Annotated in this window: 9 protein-coding genes; 3 read left to right on the top strand and 6 right to left on the bottom strand. The window is 68.1% G+C overall.

The annotated features are described in order from the left end of the window. Positions 1-147: 147 nt before the first annotated feature. On the bottom strand, positions 148-1,344 hold the full coding sequence (locus tag FJ887_RS09500; RefSeq protein ID WP_231882151.1) for a GAF domain-containing protein: 1,197 nt from the start codon (positions 1,342-1,344) through the stop codon (positions 148-150). A 156-nt stretch (positions 1,345-1,500) separates the two neighbouring features. Between FJ887_RS09500 and FJ887_RS09495 the strand changes: the two genes are divergently transcribed. Continuing rightward, positions 1,501-3,321 (top strand): NAD(P)/FAD-dependent oxidoreductase, encoded by a 1,821-nt coding sequence (locus tag FJ887_RS09495; protein WP_063248942.1) that lies wholly within the window; start codon positions 1,501-1,503, stop codon positions 3,319-3,321. A gap of 107 nt (positions 3,322-3,428) precedes the next feature. Here FJ887_RS09495 and FJ887_RS09490 read toward each other — a convergent pair whose 3' ends face one another. Both FJ887_RS09490 and FJ887_RS09485 read right to left on the bottom strand, forming a co-directional pair. Then, on the bottom strand, positions 3,429-4,358 hold the full coding sequence (locus FJ887_RS09490) for a putative endonuclease domain-containing protein (RefSeq protein WP_250786206.1): 930 nt from the start codon (positions 4,356-4,358) through the stop codon (positions 3,429-3,431). 470 nt (positions 4,359-4,828) lie between these two features. After that, complete coding sequence (locus FJ887_RS09485; protein ID WP_063248943.1) at positions 4,829-5,350, bottom strand: TetR/AcrR family transcriptional regulator; 522 nt, start codon at positions 5,348-5,350, stop codon at positions 4,829-4,831. A 100-nt stretch (positions 5,351-5,450) separates the two neighbouring features. Between FJ887_RS09485 and FJ887_RS09480 the strand changes: the two genes are divergently transcribed. Next, positions 5,451-7,004, top strand: a complete 1,554-nt coding sequence (locus FJ887_RS09480) for an MFS transporter (protein ID WP_063248944.1) — start codon at positions 5,451-5,453, stop codon at positions 7,002-7,004. 84 nt (positions 7,005-7,088) lie between these two features. Here the strand turns inward: FJ887_RS09480 and FJ887_RS09475 are convergent, their stop codons facing one another. From FJ887_RS09475 to FJ887_RS09465, 3 genes are read right to left on the bottom strand one after another with little or no spacing between them, the layout of a single operon-like run. Continuing rightward, positions 7,089-8,618, bottom strand: a complete 1,530-nt coding sequence (locus FJ887_RS09475; RefSeq protein ID WP_063248945.1) for a tripartite tricarboxylate transporter permease — start codon at positions 8,616-8,618, stop codon at positions 7,089-7,091. A 1-nt stretch (position 8,619) separates the two neighbouring features. Continuing rightward, complete coding sequence (locus FJ887_RS09470; protein ID WP_063248946.1) at positions 8,620-9,297, bottom strand: tripartite tricarboxylate transporter TctB family protein; 678 nt, start codon at positions 9,295-9,297, stop codon at positions 8,620-8,622. Next, positions 9,294-10,376 (bottom strand): Bug family tripartite tricarboxylate transporter substrate binding protein, encoded by a 1,083-nt coding sequence (locus tag FJ887_RS09465; protein ID WP_250786205.1) that lies wholly within the window; start codon positions 10,374-10,376, stop codon positions 9,294-9,296. Before FJ887_RS09465 ends, FJ887_RS09470 begins: the two co-directional genes overlap by 4 nt. A gap of 240 nt (positions 10,377-10,616) precedes the next feature. Here FJ887_RS09465 and FJ887_RS09460 point away from each other — a divergent pair, with 240 nt between their 5' ends. Continuing rightward, on the top strand, positions 10,617-12,941 hold the full coding sequence (locus FJ887_RS09460; protein ID WP_137824813.1) for a S9 family peptidase: 2,325 nt from the start codon (positions 10,617-10,619) through the stop codon (positions 12,939-12,941). Positions 12,942-13,012 lie beyond the last annotated feature (71 nt).

Raw genomic sequence — 13,012 nt, 5'->3', positions numbered from 1 at the left:
TAGCGGCTGCAGTGCCCGATAAGCATCGGCGTCGTGACAGAGCTGGCGGATACCGAAAGAACGTTGCGAATGCGCTGTCCCTGGTGGCTCGGCGCGGTGGGAAACTAGCCGTCGCTCAGGAGTGCCTCTTTCGTGCTTCTCGATCTCTCAGCCGATTCTGTTCCCCGGCGACGTCGTGACCGGCCTAGTCCACCCGCGCGTCGACGCCGTCGGCCCACCGGTAGGGCCGGGTGGCGAGCAGGGCTCCGACGGAACGGCGCAGAGCGAGACCTCTGCGCGGACGGTGACCACATGGTCGCCGTCCCCGTAGAGGCGCTGGCTGAGGTCGGGAGCGCTGATCCCCGCAGCCCCCGCAGAGGTGACCGCCGCCAGAATCTGCGCCCGCCGTGGCGTGAGCGGAACGACCAGAGGTTCGGTTCCGGAATGGATATCGAGAACGGGCGGGTCCTGCCTCATCCGCAGAGTCACCGAAGCTCGACGATCGCCGGTGGGCCGCAGCAGCCATCCACCGGTGATCTTCTCCGGCAGGCACAGACCGGCACCGGGGATGAGGATCGAACGGTCAGCGGCCGGCACCTCGATGCGGTCGCGGCTGCGTACGCCCTGCTGATACGCCACCCATCCGGCATCGTCGACGACGAGGGCCGGACCGGACGTGCCCGCAAGCATCGCCGACATCCGATCGCGGAGAGTGTTCAGCGCTTCCTGCTGAGCGATCATCAGGCGGGCCTCGGCCAGACGCACCGCCGTAGTCACCAACGACTGCACAGCAGGATGAAGAGTCATCGCCGGACCGCTGATGTCGACGACTCCCAAGAGAGTCCCGTCATGCGGGTCGTGCACGGGCACGGCACTGCAGTACCAAGGGTGCTGAGAGGCCTCAAAATGTTCGGCGGAGAAGAGCTGGACGGGTGCCTCCTCGGCCAGCGCCGTGCCGATGGCGTTCGTACCGACCTTGGCTTCGGACCAATGCGCTCCTTCGACGAATCCAAGCTCATCGGCTTGCCGTCTGGCGGAAGCCGCACCATCTCTCCACAGAATGACTCCATCGGCATCCGTGACGACGAGGATGAACGGCGCAGCGTCGGGAGCCCGCAACAGCACTGAGCGCATCTCATCGACGACCAGCCTCAGCCGTGACGTCCTCCGCCGAGTCTCCAGCTCGGCCCCATCGGCGACGATCCGCGCATTCGCGCCATCCGGGTCCAGCCCCAATCGCAGCATCCGATCCCACGAGCGCCTGACCAGCGCGCGCGGTTGCACCGGCGGCGACGCCCCGGTGATCACAGCATCGTGAATGCGTGTCAGATCTCTGGCGAGATGCGCCAGATCCGGCTGAAGCATGCCTTGAGTATAGGACGGGAACGCACCCCTGACCATGGGGTCGAAGCTTTGGTGAGAATCCCGGCACAGCGTGGTCCATGCAATCCGGTGCAACTCTTTTGAACCGGGAGTGCCCGGCCTAGTTTGGAGTCACTGAACTCAATGAGGAGGAGTGACATGACAACGACGCTCGACCGTCCCCAGTTGACCGCCGACGACATCGCTATGAGGTGGCTGCAGGATTTCGAATCGGCGCTCAGCCGGCGGGATATTCCGGCCGCCGCCGGTCTGTTCGCCACCGACAGCTATTGGAGGGACCTTGTGTCCTTCACCTGGAACCTCAAAACCGTGGAGAACCCCGATGGGGTCACCGACCTGCTCACCCACAACCTCGATCGTGTCTCGCCGGCGGAATTCGAACTCAATGAACCGGCAGCAACCGCCGACGGAGTGACGGAAGCGTGGTTCACCTTCACCACCTCGGTCGGGCGCGGCAGAGGACTCGTCCGCCTCATCGACGAAGACGGCATCAAGGCCTGGACCGTGCTCACCACGCTGCAGGAGATCACCGGACACGAGGAGCCCCGCGGCACCCGCCGGGTCAAGGGCGCCGAGCACGGGGTCGATCCGCAGCGGAAGAGCTGGTCGGAGAAGCGCGCCGAGGAGGATGCCGCGTGGGGCGAGACCGCCCACCCGTACGTGCTCGTCGTCGGCGGGGGACAGGGCGGGATCGCGCTCGGGGCCCGACTGCGGCAGCTCGGGGTGCCGACGCTCGTCATCGACCGCTGGGAGCGGCCGGGGGACCAGTGGCGGTCACGGTACAAGTCGCTGTGCCTGCACGACCCCGTCTGGTACGACCACCTGCCCTATCTCAAGTTCCCCGACAACTGGCCGGTGTTCGCACCCAAGGACAAGATCGCGGACTGGCTGGAGTTCTACACCCGGGTGATGGAGATCCCGTACTGGTCGTCGACGACGGCCACCTCGGCGAGCTATGACGAGGCGGCCGGACAGTGGACGGTGGAGGTCGAACGCGGCGGGGAGTCGATCACGCTCACTCCCACGCACCTCGTCATGGCCACAGGAATGTCGGGCAAGCCGAACATCCCGAGCTTCCCCGGCAGCGAGGTCTTCCGCGGCGAGCAGCAGCACTCCTCGCAGCACCCGGGCCCGGACGCGTACGCGGGGAAGAAGGTCGTCGTCATCGGCAGCAACAACTCCGCGTTCGACATCTGCGGGGCCCTCTACGAGAACGGCGCCGACGTGACGGTGGTCCAGCGCTCGAGCACGCACATCGTCAAGAGCGATTCGCTCATGGAGATCGGCCTCGGCGCGCTCTACTCGGAGGAGGCGGTCGCGGCCGGAGTGACGACGGAGAAGGCCGACCTCATCTTCGCGTCCCTGCCCTACCGGATCATGCACGAGTTCCAGATCCCCCTCTACGAGCAGATGAAGGAGCGTGACGCCGACTTCTATCGGCGGATGGAGGAGGCCGGGTTCGACCTCGACTTCGGTGACGACGGGTCCGGGCTGTTCCTCAAGTACCTGCGCCGAGGCTCGGGCTACTACATCGACGTCGGTGCCGCCGAACTCGTCGCCGACGGCAAGGTGCGCCTCGCCAAGGGGCAGGTCGATCATCTGAGCGAGGATGCCGTGGTGCTCGATGACGGCACGGAACTGCCCGCCGATCTCGTCGTATACGCCACCGGATACGGGTCGATGAACGGCTGGGTCGCCGACCTCGTCGATCAGGAGACCGCCGATCGGGTCGGCAAGTGCTGGGGACTGGGCTCGGACACGACGAAGGACCCTGGTCCGTGGGAGGGCGAACAGCGCAACATGTGGAAGCCCACCCAGCAGGAGAACCTCTGGTTCCAGGGCGGCAACCTCCACCAGTCGCGGCACTACTCGCTCTACCTGGCTCTCCAGCTCAAGGCCCGGTTCGAGGGGATAGACACCCCCGTCTACCGGCTGCAGGAGGTCCACCACCTCGGGTGAGGGGTCGTGGGGCGGCCGCTCCGGGGTGGGGTGGAGCTGAGGACGCTGGGTGTCGATCTGCCGGTCGCAGATCGACACCCAGCGTCCTCAGCTCGTGCCTGTACTGTTCAGCTCAGGCCGAGGTGCCGCCTGATCTTAGCTTCGAGCTGTCGGTAGTCCGTGCGGCCGGTGACCCTGAAGACCGTCCACCCTTCGAGGCGCATCGCCTCGTCGCGTGCGATGTCCCTGTTCCACTGGTCCTTCGAGGTCCGGTGGTGGTCGCCGTCGTACACGAGCGCGAGCTTCTCGTTCTCGTAGCCGAGGTCGGGTTCGACGACGCGATTGATGCTCGGGCAGCAGACGCGCGGATGGACGGTCGGTTCGGGCAGACCGACCGAGCGCGTCCACAGCCGCAGGTCGGTCTCGCGCGGCGAGTCGACCGTCGGGCGGACGAGTTCGAGGGCCTCGAGCAGGTGGCGGCGGAACCGGATTCCCCTGGTCTCGGAGACGAACCCGCGCAGCTCGTCGAGTCGGAGCTGGGGTGGCCCATGCCAATTGCCCACTGCGGCGTCGCCGAGTCTCACGAGATCGTGGAGAGACAACGCCGGTCCGAGAGTGACGAAGACGCATAAGGGTGTGACCACTGGCAGGCCGAAGAACTCGCAGGAGACGAAGACCTTCGTCCGGTGCAGACGGATGCCAGGGAGGCGGATGCGCATGTTCACGTCGTCAGAGCACACATGGAGTTCGGATATCTGCAGAGCCCTCGGCAGCGGCCAACCGAAGAGCCGGGCCGCTGTTGCGAAGCCGGCGGCGACCTTCGGGTACTTGAGGCCCACCGCTCGCAGCCGCTGGGCGTCGTCGATCCAACTCTGATCGGCCCACTGCGGCGTGGGGTAGGCGACTGTCGATTCGCGATCCATGCGGACACCGGGGACGACGACAGGATAGCGGCCCGAGTGAAAGAGCTTGTGCCGTGAGATCCCGCGCTGTTCGGCAGCGTTCGCGCGGAAGAGCGGGGAGTAGTCGCGCAACTCCCACGGGCCTGGAGTGATCATATCGCTGATGCTCCCCGAGGCAGACAGTCGTGGGAAGTTACGGTTGCGTGCCTGTGGAAACGGTGTCGCCGCCCACAGGCGATCTGCACACGAGTCGGCTCGTCGATCATCGTCGTCTGCACACATGTGGTCGGCGAGATACGCAATGCCGGCAGCAATCGGCGCGCAACAGTTGTGGCGGCCCGAGACCTGGACGTTTCAGGCTGGTTTCTGGCTCTGGAACCTGTCCGAAGTGACCAAGAATCGCCTGTTGAAGTCGTGGGCTATGAGAAGTGGGGGCGCACCGCGTAGGGGTGGGGTCCACAGGCGTTCGTGCACGAGTGCGGTGCGATGGGAGCCTGACCGCCGGACAGCGACGTCCTCACTCGATGGTCCTCGGGCAGAACGGCCGAGTCCTGGACGTTCTAGGCAGAGAAACGGCGCGGAAACCTGCCTAAAACGTCCAGGCACCCGCCGCGCCCCGCCGCGCCCTACAGTCCCAGGCGCGCCAGGACGTCCTTGACGTGGACGAGCGCCTCGGACTCCGAGAGCCCGAAGTTCTGGTTGAGGTACATTCCGTCGCCGATGAGCTGGATCGTCATCGCCAGGTGCGGGTCGCCGAGGTGGTCGTTGAGGACGGCGAACCACTGCTCGCGCGTCTCCCGCAGCGCCACCCGCGCCTCGTCGTGCTCTTGGGCGAGGCGGGTCGCGGCGATGAGGCTGAGGTCGAGTGGCGTCCCCATCTCCGCCGAGGTCTCGAGGTAGTAGATGTGGGGGCCGAGTTCGGAGGATCGCATCGCCGCGATGTCGGCGTCGACAAGGCGGCGCAGGCGGTCGAGGCTGCCCTGCACGAGCTTCGCCTTCGACCCGAAGTGGTAGAGCAGACCACCCTTGGACACTCCCGCCTCGGCGGCGACGGCGTCGAGCGTCGCCCCGGCAGTGCCGTGCTGTTCGAGCAGCCTGTCGAAGGCGTCGAGGAGCTTCTCCCTCGTATCGGCGGAATTCCGTGCCATGGATACGAGCCTAACCGAGATCCTGCGCACCGACTGTGAGTCCGGCCTCACCGTCGCCCCAGACCTTGGAACTATACCGTCTAGACGGTACAGTTGAAGCATGTTCACAACGCAGACTCCACCTGTGCGCGCCGGCCGGCGTGAATGGCTCGGCCTGGCTGTGCTGATGATCCCTGTCCTCCTCATCTCGATCGACAACACGGTGCTCGGCTTCGCCCTGCCGGCGATCAGCACCGGCCTCCACCCCACCGGCACCCAGCTGCTGTGGATCGTCGACATCTACGCGCTCATGCTCGCCGGCCTCCTCGTCGCGATGGGCAGCATCGGCGACCGCTTCGGGCGCCGGCTCCTCCTCGTCATCGGTGCCATCGGCTTCGGGGCCGCGTCCCTGCTCGCGGCGTTCTCGACGACCCCGGAGATGCTCATCGTCGCCCGCGCCCTCCTCGGCGTCTTCGGCGCCACGCTCATGCCCTCGACGCTCTCGCTCATCCGCAACATCTTCCTCGACGCCAGGGACCGGCGGATCGCGATCGCGACGTGGGCCGCGCTCTTCGGCGGCGGTGCCGCGCTCGGTCCCGTCGTCGGCGGCGTCCTCCTCGAGCACTTCCACTGGAGCTCGATCTTCTTCATCAACCTCCCCCTCATCGCGCTCTTCATCCCCGCTGCGCTCCTCCTCCTGCCGGAGTCCCGCGACCCGAATCCCGGCCCCATCGATCCCCTCTCGATCGTGCTCTCGATGCTCACGCTCACCCCGCTCGTCTTCGCCATCAAGCACGGGATGTCCGAGGGCCTCGACTGGCTCCTCGTCGCAGCGGTCATCGTCTCGCTCATCGCAGGGTTCCTCTTCGTCCGCCGGCAGCTGGCATCCGCCAACCCGATGCTCGACGTCCGGCTCTTCGCCAACGCCGTGTTCACCTCGGCGGTGACGGCGAACCTGCTCAGCCTCATGGGGCTGGCCGGGTTCCTCTACTTCGGCACGCAGGTCCTCCAGCTCGTCCTCGGCCTCTCCCCGGTCGAGGCCGCGCTCGCCCTGGTCCCCGGACTGATCATGTCGATCGCGGCCGGCTACCTCGCCGTCCCGCTCGTTGCCCGGATCCGGCCGCGCATCGTCGTCCCCGCCGCGCTCGCCCTCAACGCGACCGGCCTCGGCTTCGTCGCCTTCACCCCGGAGCCGAGCGTGCCCGGCATGATCATCTCCTTCATCGTCCTCGGCGCCGGCATCGGCACCGCCGAGGTGATCACCAACGACCTCATCCTCTCCGCGGTACCGGCGGACAAGGCCGGAGCCGCCTCGGCGATCTCCGAGACCGCCTACGAGTTCGGCTCGGTCATGGGCACGGCCGTCCTCGGCGGCCTGACGACGATGGTCTTCGGCCGCCAGCTCGCCTCCCACCTCGGCGAGAGGGCCGAGGATCCGGCGTTCGAGACGCTCGGATCCGCGCTCGAGCGCGCCGGTGAGATCGGCGGCCGCCTCGGCGATGAGCTCGCCGATACCGTTGTGCGCGCCTTCGACCTCGGCGTGCAGTGGGCGGCCGGGGGTGCGACCGTCGTCGTCCTCACCGCCGCCGTCCTCACGGCCTTCGGCCTCAAGGGCGCCGGCCGCGGACCGCAGACTGAGGCCGCTGAGGTGCGGGAGCCCGTGTCCGCGCACTGACGCTCCCGCGATGAGAAGCGCCGAGGTGGGGCGGACACGATCGTCCGCCCCACCTCGGCGCTTCGGTGCCTCACATCCCCGCGGTCAGCGAGCGGCGAGGGCCTCGGCCCGTGCCCGCTGCCGCCGGCGGGCGAGGACCCGGCCGGTGCCCGTGTAGATGAGGGCGGCGATGAGGATGAGGTAGAGGACGACGGCGATCGGCGAGGAGATGAGCACCGAGAGGTCGTTGCCCGAGGCGAGCAGCGCATCCCGGAGGTTCGTCTCGGCGAGCGGGCCGAGCACCATGCCGATCATCAGCGGTGCCAGCGGGACGCCGTAGCGTTTGAGGACGAAGCTGATGATCGCGATCCCGAGGAGGACGAAGAGCTCGAACGTCGACGCCGAGGTCGCATAGATGCCGAGCCCGCAGAAGACCGCGATGCCGCCGTAGAGGTAGGGCTCGGGGATCTTGAGCAGCTTCGCCCACAGTGGGGCGAAGGGCAGGTTGATGATGAGGAGGACGATCATCGCGATGAAGAAGCTCGCGATGAGGGCCCACACGAGTTCCGGGGCCCGGTCGAAGAGCAGCGGCCCCGGCTGCAGACCGTACTGGCGGAATGCGGCGAGCATGATCGCCGCGGTCGCCGAGATCGGCAGACCGAGCGCGAAGAGCGCCCCCATCGCGATGCCCGTCGTCGCACTGCCGGCAGCCTCCGGGGCGGCGAGGCCGCGGATCGCGCCCTTGCCGAACTGCGGGTCCGCCCGGCGGGAGTCGAGCTTGCGTTCGAGCCCGTAGGCCATGAAGGTCGGCACGTCGGCACCGCCGACGGGGACGACGCCGAAGGGCAGGCCGATCGCCGTGCCGCGCAGCCACGCCGGCAGCGCCTCCTTGAATTCGCGTCCCGAGAGGAACGGCCGGCCCGAGGCGTTGATCGTGTTGTCGGCGGCCTTCCGCCGGATCCGGGAGGCGATGTAGAAGACCTCGCCGAGGGCGAGCATGCCGACGGTGACCGTGACGAGCGAGACGCCGTCGAAGAGCTCGGGCACCCCGAACGTGAACCGCTCCGTGCCCGAGACCGAGTCGATGCCGATGACCGAGATCCCGATGCCGAGGAGGAGCGCCATGAGCCCCTTGAGCACGGAGTCGGCGACGACCGAGGAGGTCGCGACGAAGGCGAAGAGTGCGAGCGCCAAGAACTCGGCGGGACCGAAGTTCGCTGAGAGGTCCGCGAGCAGGGGCCCGATGAAGACGACGAGGAAGCACGAGACGAACCCGCCGATGAACGCCCCGATCGCCGCTGTCGCGAGCGCCTGCGGGGCTCTGCCGGCCCTGGCCATCTTGTGGCCCTCGAACGTCGAGGCGATCGCCGAGGCCTGCCCCGGGGTGTTCATGAGGATCGCCATCGTCGAATCGCCGAAGAGCCCGCCGAAGTAGACGCCGGCGAACATGATGAACGCGCCCGTCGGGTCGAGGGCGAAGGTCATCGGCAGGAGCAGCGCCACAGCCATCGACGACCCGAGTCCAGGGAGCACGCCGACGGCGGTGCCGAGGAAGCAGCCGACGAGGACCCAGAGCAGGTTGATCGGGGTGAGCGCGTGGGTGAAGCCTTCCATGAGGGAGGAGAGAGCATCCATGTCAGAACTCCCCTCCGAGCAGACCCGAGGGCAGGTTGAGTCCGAGGAGCACCGCGAAGGCGAGGTAGACGAGCGAGGAGAACGTCAGCGCGAGCGTGAGGTCGAACAGCGGTCGGCGCGAGCCCATCGCGCGGGCCACACACCAGAAGAGGAGGGCCGCGGCGATGATCCAGCCGGCGAACTCGAGGATCGCGGCGAACGCGGCGAAGCCGCCGATCGCCCAGGCCAGGGACGTGAAGTCGGAATGGGTGCGATGACTCGCATCCTCCGCCCGCGCCTCGGCAAGGGCCCGACGATCCGCGCTCGGTTCGTCCTCCTCGTGCGGGGACAGCCGGGAGGCGGCGACCGCCGAGGTCACCGGGGTGGAGAACGCCTTCTCCTCCCTCGCCTCGGCGGGGGCGGCCGTGTCGGCGTCGACGGGTTCGGGGTTGCGGATGATCGCGATGGTCAGCAGCACCGTGATGACGTACCCGAGGACCATGATGATCATCGGGAAGAACTGCGGGCCGGGCGGGTCGGCGTCCTCGGCGACGTCCATCGTGAGGATCCCGATGAGCAGGTACGTCGAGAACGCACCGAGGATGAGCGGGACGAGCAGACCTGAGCGGCCGTGCCACCAGGTCCCCTCGCCGAGGTGGCCCGTCCGGGTCCGTGCGGATGTGTCCGTTGTCGTGCTCACAGTCCCAACTCCTCAAGCAGCGCTTCGATGCGCTTGGTGTCTTCGACGATGAAGTCGGCGAACTCCTGACCGGTCAGCCACACGTCCGTCCACTGGTTGCGGGCCAGGGCGTCCTTCCATTCGGGGCTGTTGCGGGTCGTCTCGAGCATGCCGACGAGCTCTGCGGTCTCGTCGGCGGTGATGCCGGGAGCGCCGAGCCAGCCGCGCCAGTTCGTCAGGGTGACCTCGAAGCCCTGCTCGCTCATCGTCGGGATGTCCTCGAAGCCGGGAAGGCGTTCGGGGGCGGCGAGGCCGATCGCCTTGACGCGTCCGGCCTCGATCTGGTCGGAGACCTCGTTGAAGCCGGTCGAGGCGAAGTCGGTGGTGCCCGAGAGCAGGGTCTGAATCGACTCGCCGCCGCCGGACTTCGGGATGTAGGTGATCGCGGAGCCGGGGATCCCGCCGAGCTGCGCGAGCTGGGCGATCGTGAGGTGGTCGACCGAGCCGGCCGAACCGCCCGTCCACACGAAGCCCTCGGGGTCCTTATGCCACGCGGTCATGACGTCCTCGAGCGTGTCGTACGGGGAGTCGGCGGCGGCGATGAGGACGTCGTAGTCCTCGGCGACGCGGGCGAGCAGGGTCGTGTCGTCGAAGCCGACGGGGGAGTCGTTGAGGGCGATGCCGCCGACCATCGCGGTGCCCGTGGCGAGGATCGTGTCGGCGCGTCCGTCCATCGTCGAGAACTTGCCGAGGCCGATGGTGCCGCCCGCGCCGGGGATGTTGACGACCTGCGCGTTGTTCGCCGTGCGCGTCACCCGCATCGCCTGCTGGGTCTCGCGGGCGAACCCGTCCCAGCCGCCGCCGGCACCGGCCGGGGCGATGAGGGTGAGGTTGGCCGAGAGGTCCCCCTTCGCCGAGGCGGACCGGATCGAATATCCCGTCGCCGTGCCGATCGCCGCGACGGCGATGACGCCGTAGGCGACCTTGCCGAACAGGCGACGGGAGACGCCGCCGGATCTGTGTGGGTCCCCGGAATCGGGGGCGGTGCCGGAGTCAGGGCCGCCGGGCGGGCCTGCGCTGCCGGAAGACTGCATCATCATTGAGCAGATGTCCCTTCTTCATCGTCGAAGAACGCCTTCACCTGCGAAGACGTACATGGACCTCAGTCTAGTGTGGCGCGCGTCACGGTCTGCGGTTGAGTGCAATAAACCCGTTTGTCGCGTTCTGCGCCTTCTGCGCATTCTGCTCACAATGGGGGCGTGCGAACAGAGGCTCCGCAGCCCTGGAGTCGACGACCCCGCGAGCCCGGGCACCCTTGCGCGGGTGGCTAGGGTGGGCACATGACGTCTTCCGATTCCCCGCAGCCCGATCCGACCCCCGCCGAGGCGACCGCCCCCGACGCCGCACCTGCAGTCCCCGCTCCGACCCCCGCACCGACCGACGCGGTCGACCCGGCCGCGGCCCCCGCCTCGGCGCCGGTGGCGAAGAAGGTCCCGCACGAGCGCACGCACCACGGGCACACCTTCGTCGACGACTACGAATGGCTGCGGGACAAGGAGTCTCCCGAGGTCATCGCCCACCTCGAAGCGGAGAACGCATGGACCGAGGCGCAAACGGCCGACGTCGCCGGGCTGCGGGAGGCGATCTTCACCGAGATCAGAACCCGCATCAAGGAGACCGACATGTCGGTGCCGACCCGCCGCGGCGGGTACTGGTACTTCACACGCACTCGGGCCGGACTCGACTACGGCATCCACGTCCGAGTGCCGATCGCGGACTCGCAGGACTGGACGCCGCCGGAGGTCGGGGACGAACCGCTGCCCGACGAGGAGGTCGTCTTCGACTCGAACGAGGCGGCGAAGGGCTCGGACTTCTTCTCGCTCGGGACGTTCTCGCTCACCGACGACGGCGGCCGCCTCCTCTACGGCGTCGACACCGCCGGCGACGAGCGCTACGTTCTGCGCATCCGCGACCTCGTCACGGGCGAGGACCTGCCCGATGCCATCGAGAACACCTTCGCCGGGGCCTCGATCGACCCGACCGGCCGCTTCGTCTTCTACACCACCGTCGACGACGCGTGGCGCCCGGAGAAGGTGTGGCGTCACGCGGTGGGCTCCGACAGCGCCGACGACGTCTGCATCTTCCACGAACCCGACGAGCGCTTCTTCGTCGGCGCCGGCTTCTCCCGCTCCGGCCGGTACCTCTTCATCGTCACCGGCTCGAAGACGACGACCGGCTACTGGGCGCTGCGGACGAGCGACCTCGAGGCGACCCCGGCCGAGGTGTGGCCCCGCGTCGACGGCGTCGAGTACTCCGTCGAGCACGCCCTCATCGACCACGAGGACCGCTTCCTCATCACCCACAACCGCGACCGCGCGGACTTCGACATCATCGACGTGCCCGCCGCGAACCCGACCGGCGACGCCACGGAGACCGCCGACGCCGTCGACGCTCCCGCCGGCACGAGCCTCGACCCGACGACGACCGGCCGCAGCGTCCTCGTCGACGTCGACGGCCTGCGCATCGAGGAGGTCGACGCCTTCGTCGGGTATATCGTCATCAGCTATCGCCGAGGCGGTTTCGCCCGGGTCGGCATCGTCCCCCTCACCGGGGCGCCGAGCACCCCGTTCGGCCCGCTCGAGGAGCTGCCCTTCGATCGGGAGACCGGCACGCTCGGCCTCGGGGCGAACCCCGAGTTCGAACAGCCGGCGATCCGACTGACGTTCACGTCGATGTCGACGCCCGCCGTCGTCTTCCAGCACGACATCGCCACCGGAGCCGACACCGTCCTCAAGCGCCAGCCCGTGCTCGGCAGCGTCGACCTCGCCCGGTACGGCGAATCCCTCGTCTGGGCGCGGGCTGCGGACGGCACCGAGATCCCCGTGTCCCTCGTCTACCGCACCGACCTCGTCGATGTCGGACCCGACGGCCGCCTCGGCGCCCCGGCACCGCTCGTCCTCTACGGCTACGGCTCGTACGAGATCAGCGTCGACCCGTACTTCTCCGTCGCCCGGCTCTCCCTTCTCGACCGCGGCGTCGTCTACGCGATCGCCCACGTGCGCGGCGGCGGCGAGATGGGCCGCCACTGGTACGACGAGGGCAAGACGACGGTGAAGACGAACACGTTCACCGACTTCATCGCCGTCGCCGGCCACCTCATCGCCGAGGGATGGACGACGCCGGAGCAGCTCGTCGCCACCGGGGGATCGGCCGGTGGGCTCCTCATGGGGGCGGTGACGAACATGGCGCCCGAGCTCTTCGCGGGGATCAGCGCCCACGTGCCGTTCGTCGACGCGCTCACCTCGATCCTCATGCCCGAACTCCCGCTCACCGTCATCGAATGGGAGGAGTGGGGCGATCCGCTCCACGATCCGGAGGTCTATGAGTACATGCGCTCCTACACCCCCTATGAGAACGTCGCCGAGGCGGCCCACCCGCAGATCCTGGCCGTGACCTCGCTCAACGACACCCGGGTCCTCTACGTCGAACCCGCGAAATGGGTGGCCAGGCTGCGCGAGGTCGGCGCCGATGCGCTGCTGCGCACCGAGATGGCCGCCGGTCACGGCGGTGCCTCGGGACGCTACGACGCGTGGAAGGAGACGGCGTTCGACTTCGCGTGGATGCTCCGCGTCCTGGGACGATCGGACGTGCAGATCGCCCCCTGAGCGGACGCGTGGCCGTGCAGATAACGATCTGCAGACGAAACGTCTCCCGATGTGTGATTTCGACTACTGGT

This window comes from Brevibacterium sp. XM4083 (assembly GCF_006489205.2).
Taxonomy (GTDB): domain Bacteria; phylum Actinomycetota; class Actinomycetes; order Actinomycetales; family Brevibacteriaceae; genus Brevibacterium.
The sequence above is the reverse complement of the archived record's forward strand: the minus strand, read 5'-3'. Positions and strand labels throughout refer to the sequence as shown.

Excerpts from the sequence above, each read along its gene's own strand:
- FJ887_RS09485 (WP_063248943.1), bottom strand. The coding sequence starts at position 5,350 with ATGGCACGGAATTCCGCCGATACGAGGGAGAAGCTCCTCGACGCCTTC.
- FJ887_RS09480 (WP_063248944.1), top strand. The coding sequence starts at position 5,451 with ATGTTCACAACGCAGACTCCACCTGTGCGCGCCGGCCGGCGTGAATGG.
- FJ887_RS09500 (WP_231882151.1), bottom strand. The coding sequence starts at position 1,344 with ATGCTTCAGCCGGATCTGGCGCATCTCGCCAGAGATCTGACACGCATT.
- FJ887_RS09495 (WP_063248942.1), top strand. The coding sequence starts at position 1,501 with ATGACAACGACGCTCGACCGTCCCCAGTTGACCGCCGACGACATCGCT.
- FJ887_RS09490 (WP_250786206.1), bottom strand. The coding sequence starts at position 4,358 with ATGATCACTCCAGGCCCGTGGGAGTTGCGCGACTACTCCCCGCTCTTC.
- FJ887_RS09465 (WP_250786205.1), bottom strand. The coding sequence starts at position 10,376 with ATGATGATGCAGTCTTCCGGCAGCGCAGGCCCGCCCGGCGGCCCTGAC.
- FJ887_RS09475 (WP_063248945.1), bottom strand. The coding sequence starts at position 8,618 with ATGGATGCTCTCTCCTCCCTCATGGAAGGCTTCACCCACGCGCTCACC.
- FJ887_RS09460 (WP_137824813.1), top strand. The coding sequence starts at position 10,617 with ATGACGTCTTCCGATTCCCCGCAGCCCGATCCGACCCCCGCCGAGGCG.